The 12,112-nt window shown below is 52.1% G+C and carries 11 protein-coding genes; 8 read left to right on the top strand and 3 right to left on the bottom strand.

What is annotated here, in order from left to right; all coding sequences use genetic code 11:
• Window positions 1-828 (bottom strand): HTH-type transcriptional activator RhaS, encoded by an 828-nt coding sequence (gene rhaS, locus SD961_RS09870; protein WP_318790197.1) that lies wholly within the window; start codon window positions 826-828, stop codon window positions 1-3.
• Between the two features lie 299 nt (window positions 829-1,127).
• On the opposite strand from rhaS, the gene rhaB reads away from it, so the two are divergent.
• Genes rhaB through rhaM form a run of 4 tightly spaced genes read left to right on the top strand, consistent with a single transcriptional unit; the run spans window position 1,128 to window position 5,009 of the window.
• Window positions 1,128-2,600, top strand: coding sequence for a rhamnulokinase (rhaB, locus tag SD961_RS09865; protein ID WP_318790196.1), 1,473 nt, complete (start codon window positions 1,128-1,130; stop codon window positions 2,598-2,600).
• Complete coding sequence (locus SD961_RS09860; RefSeq protein WP_318790195.1) at window positions 2,597-3,853, top strand: L-rhamnose isomerase; 1,257 nt, start codon at window positions 2,597-2,599, stop codon at window positions 3,851-3,853. Before rhaB ends, SD961_RS09860 begins: the two co-directional genes overlap by 4 nt.
• Window positions 3,854-3,862: 9 nt before the next feature.
• Window positions 3,863-4,705 carry a rhamnulose-1-phosphate aldolase gene (gene rhaD, locus SD961_RS09855; RefSeq protein WP_318790194.1) on the top strand — a complete coding sequence of 281 codons (843 nt, stop codon included), beginning with the start codon at window positions 3,863-3,865 and terminating at the stop codon, window positions 4,703-4,705.
• On the top strand, window positions 4,695-5,009 hold the full coding sequence (gene rhaM / locus SD961_RS09850) for an L-rhamnose mutarotase (protein WP_318790193.1): 315 nt from the start codon (window positions 4,695-4,697) through the stop codon (window positions 5,007-5,009). Before rhaD ends, rhaM begins: the two co-directional genes overlap by 11 nt.
• A gap of 57 nt (window positions 5,010-5,066) precedes the next feature.
• On the opposite strand, the gene SD961_RS09845 is transcribed toward rhaM, so the two are convergent.
• Both SD961_RS09845 and SD961_RS09840 read right to left on the bottom strand, forming a co-directional pair.
• Window positions 5,067-6,254, bottom strand: coding sequence for a sugar transporter (locus tag SD961_RS09845; protein ID WP_318790192.1), 1,188 nt, complete (start codon window positions 6,252-6,254; stop codon window positions 5,067-5,069).
• A gap of 386 nt (window positions 6,255-6,640) precedes the next feature.
• Window positions 6,641-8,062, bottom strand: coding sequence for an MFS transporter (locus tag SD961_RS09840; protein ID WP_318790191.1), 1,422 nt, complete (start codon window positions 8,060-8,062; stop codon window positions 6,641-6,643).
• A 116-nt stretch (window positions 8,063-8,178) separates the two neighbouring features.
• Here SD961_RS09840 and SD961_RS09835 point away from each other — a divergent pair, with 116 nt between their 5' ends.
• The 4 genes from SD961_RS09835 to SD961_RS09820 all read left to right on the top strand — a co-directional run bounded on the left by SD961_RS09835 (window position 8,179) and on the right by SD961_RS09820 (window position 12,036).
• Window positions 8,179-9,066, top strand: a complete 888-nt coding sequence (locus SD961_RS09835) for a helix-turn-helix transcriptional regulator (RefSeq protein WP_318790190.1) — start codon at window positions 8,179-8,181, stop codon at window positions 9,064-9,066.
• 155 nt (window positions 9,067-9,221) lie between these two features.
• Window positions 9,222-10,088: an NAD(P)-dependent oxidoreductase gene (locus SD961_RS09830; protein ID WP_318790189.1), complete on the top strand. Its 867-nt coding sequence runs from the start codon at window positions 9,222-9,224 to the stop codon at window positions 10,086-10,088.
• 607 nt (window positions 10,089-10,695) lie between these two features.
• Window positions 10,696-11,010 (top strand): hypothetical protein, encoded by a 315-nt coding sequence (locus SD961_RS09825; RefSeq protein ID WP_318790188.1) that lies wholly within the window; start codon window positions 10,696-10,698, stop codon window positions 11,008-11,010.
• 543 nt (window positions 11,011-11,553) lie between these two features.
• Window positions 11,554-12,036 (top strand): RrF2 family transcriptional regulator, encoded by a 483-nt coding sequence (locus SD961_RS09820; protein WP_318790187.1) that lies wholly within the window; start codon window positions 11,554-11,556, stop codon window positions 12,034-12,036.
• Window positions 12,037-12,112: the final 76 nt, after the last annotated feature.

Genomic DNA, 12,112 nt, shown 5'->3' with positions numbered 1-12,112 from the left:
TCACAGGTCATTTTGCCTGATGGTACGCGGAGAGGTACCAAATTCGCGCTTAAAGAGTGTAGAAAAGTGATTGCTGTCACCAAAACCGCACTGGAAAGCGATATCGGTTATGCGCATCTCGCTATGTCGCAGCAGATGGCGGGCCTGAAGCAGGCGTAACCGGTTGAGGTAACGTTGCGGCGTGCTCCCGGTTTGCTGCTTCAACTGCCGGTGGAGCGTGCGAAGCGATAATGAAAACCGCGTCGCCAGCGCCTCCCAGTCAATTTCTTCATTAAAATGCTCTGAGAGCCAGTTCAGTAACCCTCGCATCCGCCCATCCTGATCGTCTGCAGGCAGCTCGCTGCAACCACGACGCAGCAGCACCAGCAGCTGCATAAAGCGCATCTCCTGTTCTGCCTGGCTTTCAAGGCAGGTGGTGTAGACAGGAAGCTGAATCTCATCAATCAGCTTTTTGGCCTGCGACAGCACTTTGCTGCCCACGCGCCAGTGAGAAGGGTAACCGCCTTCACGCTCCTGCGGCAGCAGATGCTGAAAACCGGTGACAAACCGAAAGGCTTCCGGCCCCCGATAGAGCACATTCGTCAGGATCAATCCCTCGGTATTCTCATACATATGGCGGTCATGATCCCGGACAAAGCAGACGCAGCCGCCACAAAGCGGCCTCGGCTCACCGTTAAAGATATGAACGCCAGCGCCCTGTTCAACAATCACAATTTCATGAAAATCTTCATGATGATGTTCCGGAAATGCCCCCTGAGGTGCGCGAGGCTCAATGGCTATCGGCCGTCCGCCGCTGGGGAAAAAATCGAAACTGTGTAAAACGGTCATGATCTGTCCTCATTGCCAGGTATCGACGGAGTTTACTGCCGGGTGAGGTGGGCGCACCTTGAATTTTCGACCCTATTTCGCGGCAATCAGGCTCATTTTTTAAGATGGGGGGAGAGGAATAACAGAATTGCGCGGCGTGTCACATCGGAGCCTGGCGAGAGCGATAACCGATTTTGTGAGCTGATTCACGTTCATCTTTGCCTTGTTGCCAGGGCCGAACGGCAGCTGGCATTTAGGGGAAGGTACAGGATCCTCAGACTCTTAGACTGTGGCTATCGAACTGACAGGAAGCCAATGCTATGAGCATGCGAAATTGTGTAGCCATCGACCTGGGAGCATCCAGCGGCCGCGTAATGCTGGCACGTTTTAACAGTGAAACGGGCAATCTCCAGTTGGAAGAGATTGCCCGTTGCGTGAATCAATTAATCGCCGTGGAGGGCCGTCAGTGCTGGGATTTAGACGCGCTGGAACACTTTATTCTCAGTTCGCTCAATAAGCTGGATGAACAGGGTATTGTGCCGGACAGTATCGGTATTGATACCTGGGGCGTGGATTACGTACTGCTGGACAAGCAGGGAAACCGGTTAGGTCTGCCCGTTTCCTATCGGGATGGCCGCACGCAGGGGATTATGCAGCAAGCCTGCTCACAACTCTCGCGTGAGTCCATTTATCAGCGTACGGGAATTCAGTTTCTGCCGTTCAATACGCTCTATCAGCTGCGCGCAATGACCAGCGCTGAGCCTGACTGGCTGGCTGAGGTCGGTCATGCGCTGTTGATCCCTGATTATTTCCATTATCGCCTGACCGGCAAACTGAACTGGGAATATACCAACGCAACCACCACCCAATTGCTAAATTTACGCAGCGGGGAGTGGGATGAAACGCTGCTGGAGTGGGCGGGCGCCAGGGCAAGCTGGTTTGGTCAGCCCACGCAACCGGGACATCACGTGGGGAAATGGATATCCGCCAAAGGCGACCCGGTGCCGGTCATTGCCGTTGCCACCCATGATACGGCAAGCGCCGTGCTCGCCGCTCCGGTGGCCGGAACCAATGCGGCCTGGCTCAGCTCCGGAACCTGGTCACTGATGGGCTTTGAAAGTGCCGAACCCTTTGCTAACGACGCCGCGCTGGCGATGAATATTACCAATGAAGGCGGGGCTGAAGGCCGCTATCGCGTACTGAAAAATATCATGGGGCTGTGGCTGCTTCAGCGGGTTTGCAGAGAACTCTCAATAGAAGATCTCTGTGGGCTGGTTGAAGAGGCTGAAAAGCAACCCGTCTGTCGGTCGTTGATCAACCCTAACGATGACCGTTTTATCAACCCGGTCAATATGGTGCGGGAAATCCAGGATGCCTGTGTCGGGCAGGGAATGCCTGCACCCGCAACGCCTGCCGCGCTAGCCCGCTGCATATTTGACAGTCTTGCGCTCTTTTATCGTCAGGTCTTGCATGAGTTGCAGGATCTGCGGGGAGCGGCGTTTAGCTGGCTGCATATCGTCGGCGGCGGTTGTCAAAACCCTTTACTCAATCAACTTTGTGCTGACGCCTGCGGTATTCCGGTTATTGCTGGTCCGGTCGAGGCTTCCACGCTGGGTAATATTGGCAGCCAGCTGATAGCCAGCGGAGACGTTCGGGATGTGGCGCACTTCAGGCAGCTGATAAAGCAAAATTTCACTTTAAAAACCTATACCCCTCACGCCAGTGACGCGTATCGCCGCAGCTGGCCATGCTTTCAGTCACTGACACACCAGGCTAAGGAGCTATGTATATGACCCGAGCGATCGAACAGGCATTTGAGCTGGCTAAGCAACGCTTTGCTGATATCGGTATTGACGTCAACGCTGCCATGGCGCAGTTGGATAAGCTGCCAGTTTCCATGCATTGCTGGCAGGGGGATGATGTTAAAGGGTTTGAGAACCCTCAGGGCGCGTTAACTGGCGGTATTCAGGCAACGGGTAATTACCCCGGAAAGGCGAGTACGGCGGCAGAACTGCGGGCCGATCTGGATCAGGCGATGGCGCTGATCCCTGGGCCGAAGCGCCTTAACCTTCACGCTATCTATCTGGAAAGCGACAGCCCCGTTGAGCGTACAGAGATCAAGCCTGCACACTTCAGCCAGTGGGTTGAATGGGCAAAAAAGAATGGCCTGGGGCTGGATTTCAATCCTACCTGTTTCTCTCATCCACTGAGTGAGGACGGTTTTACCCTCGCGCATGCAAATGCCGAAATCCGCCAGTTCTGGATTGAGCACTGTAAAGCGAGCCGCAAAGTTTCCGCGTCGTTTGGTGAAGCGCTCGGTACCCCTTCAATCATGAATATCTGGGTTCCGGATGGCATGAAAGATCAGACCATCGATCGTTTCGGCCCTCGCCAGCGTCTGATGAACTCGCTGGATGAGATTATCAAAGAGAACCTCAACCCGGCCCACCATATCGATGCAGTGGAAAGCAAACTATTTGGCATTGGTGCCGAGAGCTATACCGTAGGCTCTAATGAGTTTTGTCTGGGTTATGCCAGCAGCCGTCAGACTGCACTGACCCTGGATGCAGGGCATTTCCATCCAACCGAAGTGATTTCAGACAAAATTTCCACGGCGATGCTCTACGTCCCGCGTCTGCTGCTGCATGTCAGTCGGCCGGTTCGCTGGGACAGCGATCACGTCGTTATTCTTGATGATGAGACACAAGCCATCGCTAACGAAATCGTCCGTCAGAAGCTCTTTGACAAGGTACACATTGGTCTGGACTTCTTTGATGCCTCCATCAACCGCATTGCGGCCTGGGTTATTGGCACCCGCAATGCGAAAAAAGCGCTGTTGCGTGCTCTGCTGGAACCGGTAGATCAGTTGAAAAAGCTGGAGCTGGAAGGGGACTACACCAGCCGTCTGGCCCTGCTTGAAGAGCAGAAATCTCTGCCGTGGCAGGCTGTCTGGGAAGCCTACTGCCTGCGTCACGATGTCCCGGCCGGAGCTGGCTGGTTAGGCGCTGTCCGTCATTATGAACAACAAGTTCTCAGCAAACGTTAAGGACGTAACATGCAAAATATTCTGAATGCTTGGTTTGTACAGGGAATGGTAAAAGCGACCAGCGATATGTGGTTAAAAGGCTGGGATGAGCGCAATGGCGGCAATGTCAGCCTGCGCCTGCTGGATGAAGAAGTGCAACCCTACGCACAAGACTTCTACTTTCAACCCCGTACGGTAGAGCTGACCCAACCGGCCCCGGCACTCGCTAACTGCTGGTTCCTGGTGACAGGCTCAGGGAAATTTTTCCGTAACGTTCAGCTCGACCCTGCTGACAGTCTGGTGCTGCTGCGGGTCAGTGAGGATGGACGGGCTTACAGCATTTACTGGGGGTTGACCAACGGCGGGCTGCCTACCTCTGAACTGGCCTCACACTTTCAGTCTCACAGTGTGCGTATGCAGGTCACGCAAGGTGCTGACCGTGTGATTATGCACTGCCATGCGACCAATTTTATGTCCCTCAGCTATGTGGTGGAGCTTGATTCAGCATCCTTCACCCGCCTGCTGTGGGAAGGGAGCACAGAGTGCCTGGTCGTCTTCCCTGATGGCGTGGGGATTGTTCCCTGGATGGTGCCCGGCACCGACGGGATTGGCGAAAAAACCGCTGAACAGATGGCTTCGCACAGTCTGGTGATGTGGCCTTTTCACGGCATATTTGGGGCCGGGCCGACGCTGGACGAGACATTCGGTCTGATCGATACCGCTGAAAAGTCATCTGAGGTGGTGGTTAAAGTCCTGTCAATGGGCGGAATGAAGCAGAGCATCACCACACAGGAGCTAATCGCCCTGGGTGAGCGCTTTGGAGTAAAACCGTGGCAGGCTGCGCTGGAGGCAAAACATCCTCATGTTGCGTAAAGCTTTTGTTATGCAGGTTTATCCGGACAAACATCAGGAGTACCAGCAGCGGCACAATCCTATCTGGCCAGAGCTGGCGCAGACGCTGAAAGAGCACGGTGCGCACCATTACGCTATTTTTCTGGATGCGCCGCGTAACCTGCTGTTTGCCGTGGTAGAGATTGAGTCAGAGGAGCAATGGAATGCGGTGGCACAAACGGAGGTTTGTCAGCGTTGGTGGCAGTCGATGAGTGCACTGATGCCATCTAATCCCGATCACAGCCCGGTCAGTGCTGAACTGCTCCCCGTTTTTTACCTGGAATAGAAATCCACAGGGGCTAATTGCTTAGCCCCTGTGCTGGTTTATCGAATCCTGATCGGCTTATCCATTGATCCGCAGCTGAGGATAACGACGCATGCTCCAGGCACACCAGACAAGCGAGAGCAGGCCGATAGCACCACCGGCATAACCTATATTCTGCATACCCAAGTGTAAACTTACCTGATTACCAAGCAGCGCTCCGCCGCCAATACCCAGATTATAAATGCCCGAAAGCAGCGACATGGCTACGTCGGTAGCGTCTGGTGCCAGAGCCAGAACGCGAACCTGAACGGCCAGGCCGATAATCATCATCGACATGCCCCAGATAATACAAAGCGTAGAAATAGCCAGGCTCTGCGTAACGGCAACATACAAAGAGAGCATACAGAGCGTAATTAAAGCGATGGTTCCCAGCAAAAACGTTGCCGGGAATTTATTGCCTAACGTACTAAAGAGCACGCTACCCACAATTCCGGCAGCGCCAAATATCAACAGCAGGAAGGTGGTGAAATTACCACCCATTGACGCGACGCTCTGAATAAAGGGTTCAATATAGCTGTAGGCGGTATAATGTGCTGTTACCACCACCGCAATCAGTAAATAGAGCGAAACCAAAGCAGGGCGCTTGAATAACATCGGCACACTTTTTAAAGAGCCGGTGTGTTCACTTGGCAACTTCGGCAGTAATTTCGCGAGGCAAAGCATGGTTATCAAAGCCACGCCGCCTATCACGCCAAAGGTTATTCTCCAGCCCAGATACTGACCAATCAGGCGCCCAATCGGTAAACCCAGCACCATAGCCAGCGCGGTGCCGGTGGCGAGCATGCTCAACGCCTGCGTTTTTTTACCGGCAGGAGCGACGCGTATGGCCAGAGAAGCGGTGATAGACCAGAAAATGGCATGGGAGAGCGCAATACCGATACGGGAGAGTACCAGGATATTGAAACTCCATGCAAAAGTTGACAGCACGTGGCTGGCGACAAACAGCGAGAAGATAGCAATCAGCAGGAACCGCCGCTCAACCTGACGCGTTAACAGCATCATTGGCAGAGAGAGCAGTGCCACAACCCAGGCATAAATAGTCAGCATCAGCCCAACCTGGGCGGTATGCATAGAGAAACTGGCCGCTATGTCCGACAGCAGACCTACCGGAGCGAATTCAGTGGTGTTAAATATAAACGCAGCGATGGCTAACATGACAACGCGTAGCCACGCCGTTTTGCGTGAAACGGTATTAATAGATTGCATGGGAGTTAACGACTTGTTGGTGGAAAGTTAATTCCACCGCGGGCGGAATCCAGATCAAAGAGCGCATAGTTTGTTTTATTTAGCGGGCAGAAGAAATCGAAAAAATGCTCTTTTTTGTAAATCAGACAAACAGAACCTTTATCACCACTTCTTCCCCTTACTGACAGGTTATTTATGCTGAGATAAACCCATTTTTACAAGGTAACCTGTCGGCTGATGAGTATAGACAGATTTATTGAATGTTCCAGGCAATATAAAACTGAACCGCAGGAAAGTTGAGTGATTAATGGCCGCCTTATGCATGAAGTGCGTCAGGCGCGCTTTAAAAAAACAGCGGCCTGAGAAGGCCGCCAGAAGTCTTGTGAGACATTATTAAACAGAATGAGTTAACAGCCGGGTTGAACTGCCAGACGTTTACGCGTCATCACCGATCTGACGACCAGCAATAACATCAGCATCCACTCTGCGGCCAGCGTGATTAATATGGCCTCTTTATAACTTCCATGCTGTTGCAGCACCTGGCTGTAGACCGACCCCAGCAGCATTGGCCCAAGACCAAAGGCTGCCTGTTGTACGGTTGAAAGCATCGCGCTGCCAGCCCCCGCATGATCTTTGGGCACATCGGACAGCCCAATACGATAAAAACAGCTGACGATAAAAGATTGGCCAAGTCCGGTCAGTGCCGTAGCGGGGATCAGCGCAAGGATACCTACGTCCGGCCAGCCATTATTAAAGGTGAACATTAACGCCAGAAGTCCGGTCATCTGGATCCCACAACCGGTTAACAACGTTGCCAGCTTGCCGAGCTTTTCCACCACGCGCGTTGAAAACAGTGAGCCGAGGAAATAGGCCACTCCCAGGGCAATAAAAGCATTTCCGGACTGGAACGGCGTCATGCCAAGACCGGATTGCAGCGTTAACGCAACCGCAAACATAAATCCGCTCCAGCAGGAGAAAAACAGCACGGCGATGGAGAGGCCAAAGCGGACGCCGTTTAACCGCATCAGGCTCGGCGGCAGCAGCGGGGCGCCTTGTTGTTGCTCCAGTTTGACTTCTACCCGCCATAGACGGTTAAGCAGCAGTGGGAAAGCGGCAAGCAATAAGATACAGGGCCATGACCAGTGCAGCAGCGGCCCCAGGGCAAGCGCCACCAGTAAGCAGCCAATGGCGCTGGCCAGCAGCGAGGTGCCTGAAAGGTCAACAGAGACCTTTTCTGCCTTTTTTGTTTCCGGAATAGTTTTTGCCGCCAGCAGCACAATCATTATGCAAAGAGGAATATTAATCAGAAAAACGCTGCGCCAGCCGTAGCCACCGAAATTGGCAGCGATTAAGAATCCACCCAGCACCTGACCAATAATGAACGCCAGTCCGCCAATGCCACCATAGAGGCCTATCGCTCTGGCATGCTGTCGGCCATGCAGGCAGACGTGCAGCGTGGCAAGAATTTGCGGCACCACAAGCGCAGCGCCTATCCCCTGCAACCCTCTTGCAATGAGCAGCAGCCAGACTGAACTGGCGATGCCGCAGAGCAGAGATGCCACACCGAACAGCACTACGCCCAGGGTAAATACCCGGCGGCGGCCATAGTTGTCACCCAACCGACCACCCATCGCCAGGGTGACGGCAAAGGCTATGCCATAGACCGCCACAATAAGCTCAAGCTGGATGGGCGAGGCGTGTAGCGCGGTGGAGATCGCATCCAGCGCCACGTTAACAATGGAAAAATCGATCATTGGCAGCAGCTGTCCTGCCAGTAAAACCAGCAGGCCACCGCTACCCAGGGAAGGAACATCGGCACCGTTTTTCATCAGGTAACGCCTTGTCATAAGAGAGAATGAGGCATAGCATCAATGATTATTAAAACGGGTACCAGTGCTTACTTATCATAGTATAAATGCTACCTGTCTGGCCCGGAGGTCCTGTTATGCCTGAAATTCTACCTGTCCCACCCAGAGAAAATAATCGTCAGTTATTGGGCGCATTTTTACGCCGCAGGCGTGAGAGCCTGGACCCCGATCGTCTTGGTCTGCCGCGCATGCGTAATCGCCGCACGCCCGGTCTGCGCCGTGAGGAAGTGGCGCAACTGGCTGAAGTTGGTGTCACCTGGTATACATGGCTGGAGCAGGGCAGAGAGATTAAAGCTTCCACCAAAACTCTGACAGCCATCGCTCTGGCGTTACAGTGTAACGAGGCGGAGTCCCGGCATCTTTTTTCGCTGGCAGGACATCAGTATCCTTTACAGGCAGCGGCGAAAGGGTGCGCCAGAATCTCCGCGCAAGGGCAGATCATGCTGGATGCGTTATATCCATTGCCCGCGCTCATACAGTCAGTGCGTTTTGATATTCTTGGCTACAATGCCGCCTGGCAGAAGCTGATCAACGTGGATTTAGAGGTTATTCCTGCCGGGGATCGTAACTGTATTCTGCTGGCGTTCACCCACAAGGCCTGGCGGGATTCCATGCTGGACTGGGAGAGCGTGATGCCCCATATGGTCGGCAGATTCCGCGCGCAAATGGCTGACAATCTTGAAGATCCGCACTGGAAATCTATGGTTGATCGGCTGCTCTCCTGCTCTGAAGAGTTTCGTGACATCTGGCAGCGGTATGAAATTCGAGAATTTGAGAATCAGGTTAAACGCTTTTACCATCCTGAGGCAGGCGCATTAACCCTGCGGCAGAACAACTGGTTTTCCGCACCGAGAAATGGCGAAAGGCTGCTGGTTTATATTCCCGAGGATGAAAACAGCGCCCGGGCTTTAAGCCAGATCACCGGCGCTAACGTCTCCCCCGAACTATTGAACCCGGGCAGCTAATTTCTCTTCGCCTCTGTGATCTATTCATATCCTCTTACCCATTCACTGCAAATTTTTCACAGCAGTTAACTCTTTCTTCGTAGATTGCGCTACCCTGGAAGAGTTAAGGTTGCTGAAAAGCAGCCCCTTTTAGCTAACCATAAGGATGAGATGAGATGACTCAACGTCCCTCTGTTGCTGTATTGGGATTAGGCGCAATGGGCCATGCCTTTGCTGCTAATTTAATCAAAAAAGGCTTTACTACTTCCGGCTGGAACCGCACCAAAGCCCGTGGTGAGGACTTAATAAGTGCAGGGCTGAAGCTGGCCGACAACCCTGAAGAAGCGGTTAAAGAAGCTGATGTTGTGATAGCGATGCTGGCAGATGCTGAAACCACCGAAACGGTATTGGCTAAAGCGCAAAGCGCTTTGAAGCAGGGCGCGATCGTGGTGCAGATGGGCACCATTGGTGTGGAAGCTACGGAGAAGTTGATCGCCGCTTTTCAGCAGCAACGCCCGGACGTAGTGTTCCTTGATGCGCCGGTATCAGGCACTAAAACACCCGCTGAAAATGCCCAGATTGTGATCCTCGCCAGTGGCGATCGTGACCGTGCTGCTGATGCAGAAACCATCTTTGCTGCTATTTCAAAAGGGACAAAATGGCTGGGAGAAGCGGGTAAAGCTTCAAGGATGAAACTGGTGGTCAACGCCTGGCTGATCTCTATGGTCCAGGGCCTGTCAGAAAGCACCCAGATGGCTAAAGAATTTGGTTTCAGCCCGGACGATCTCTGGTCAGTACTGGAGGGCGGGCCGCTGGCCGTTCCCTACGTGAAAGGTAAGCTGGAGATGATTAAAGAGGGGACATACGACCCACAAATGCATCTGACCTGGGCATTAAAAGATGTCAATCTGGCGCTGGAGGCGGCTAAAAACAGCGAGCTTCCCGGCCTGAACCTGATCTCTGATATCTGGCAGCAAGCAGTTGATGCCGGATATGGCGAAAAAGATCTCTCTGTGGTCTATCGTTACCTGAGCGAGAAGTGAGCTTAAACAAATATAGCCGGTCAGTGACCGGCTTTGCCTTTGGAGATATGATGCAAAAATATTTTCTATAACGTAGCCCGCTTAAATCCAGGCTTGCCGGGCAACTTCCACTCTGAGCATACTCATCTGAATTATTATGCACAAAAAATAAGGCCCTATTTTCAATGGATTTCTGTTGGTAAGTTAAATTGGACGTAACCTCAATAATAAAAAACCTTTAATATTTTTATTTTCTAAATAATATTGTAAACGTTAAGAACTTTTTCGGCAATCTGCCGAGGTTATCGGGCTGCTATAGGTCCAGGTCAGCTGGAAACCGCATTTACATCACCGGTAATAAAAGCGGATGCCCTTACTACTCCGTCCACGAAGCCGGACCTGAGCAGAGTGACAATGGCAAGAATGAAAGATAACGCCAGTCATGCGAACCCTAAAATAAGTGTATTATAAATTACATTTGAATAACCAGAGGTGAAATCATTTTAGTATAAATGGATTTTCTTCTATTTACATCGCTCTACTAATAAGCAACCATATCAGGGATATTTAATTTTTTTAAATATCCCTTATATATATTTATATTCATTAAGAAGTTAAGGGAGATAAAATGAAAGAACTCAGCATTGCAGAAACACAAATGGTTTCAGGCGCAGCTTCAACCGGACTGTTGGATAGTATTGGCGGAGCAGTAATAGGGACGATTGCTGGCGCAATGGGTGTAGCGTGGTCTTGTTATAATATTTCCGCCAACACCAATGGCGTGTCCAGCGGCATTCTGGCACCGGCACAGGGTGTCATTGGTGGACTGTTTGGCGGGATCTGGGGTGCGGTCTTTGGCCTGGTAACAGGTGCAGGAGAGGGAATTACAGACTCGTTAGCTCGCGCAGATTCCGTCTGGACGAACATCCTGAACGCAGGTTAATAGCGCTTTGACCCTTCAGGGCAGCAACCGACATCTAAAGCATCTCTGGTTCCTGCCCATTTAATATAGCCTTGTCTGAAATCATTCCTCAGGTTTGTCGCTTTTCCTGAGCGGAAGCTTGCAAAAGAGAAGCCCCTCACCGGCAACGTTTTTACTCAGCGCTCTGTGTCTGGCTTGAAGTTCTGGTAGTGGAAAGGCCTTACGGGGGTAACGAAAAGCTGGCTTATCCAACCGCTGATAGTTTGCTGGCGCCCCAGAAAGGCCTGGTTTCACCAACATACGCCAAAGATTGCCGCTATTGCGGATAACGTCCGCCAACGTGCGGAACTTACCCGCATCATCGCTGCCAACGACTTGTGACCATAATCCCATATTTTTCATAATGATAAAGGGAATAGCAGTAATCGCTTAAGCCGATCCTTCTAAAAAGCAACAATATTTGTTATATTAATCGGGTACTGTTTTTATTAGTTGACTGATTTTTAATGCTTTTTAAGACCGCCGCTGAAACGGTGATGCACAGCTAAAAGCAAGGATCTGAACATGCTTGATATTCGTTTTCCTACAGCCTTACAAATGGTGCTCAGCGTAGCCCAGGCGGAGCGGGAAGGTAAACGCAGCACCAGCAAAATTCTGGCAATGGGCCTTGAGGCCAACCCCAGCTTCGTCCGCAAGATGATGGTGCCGCTGACCCGCGATGGCATTATTGTCTCCACGCTTGGCCGCACCGGCACTATTCGCCTGGGCCGTCCGGCTGAAGAGATCACATTGTGTGATATCTATCTCTCCGTACTGGAGGATAAGCCGCTGCTGGCAGGGCGTCCGGAAGTGCCTGCCCGCTGTCTGGTTAGCGCCAATACCTGCTGGTTCTTTAAAGAACTGGCGCGTGAAGCAGAGCAGGCTTCGCTCGACGTGCTGGCCAAACGCACGGTAGCGGATGCGCTGACCGAGATTTATGAGCGCGATCGCCGTAATCCAGAAGGAAGCTGCGAGGCATTTTTAGCCCGCGAAGCAGCAGATACATAAATCTGCTTATCTCCGCAAAAGGGCGGACAGCGAAAGTTGTCCGCCCTTTTTTGATCCTGAAGTAGTGTGCCCAGTT

The organism is Erwinia sp. MMLR14_017 (assembly GCF_033657285.1).
In the GTDB taxonomy this organism is placed as follows: domain Bacteria; phylum Pseudomonadota; class Gammaproteobacteria; order Enterobacterales; family Enterobacteriaceae; genus Erwinia.
The sequence above is the reverse complement of the archived record's forward strand: the minus strand, read 5'-3'. Positions and strand labels throughout refer to the sequence as shown.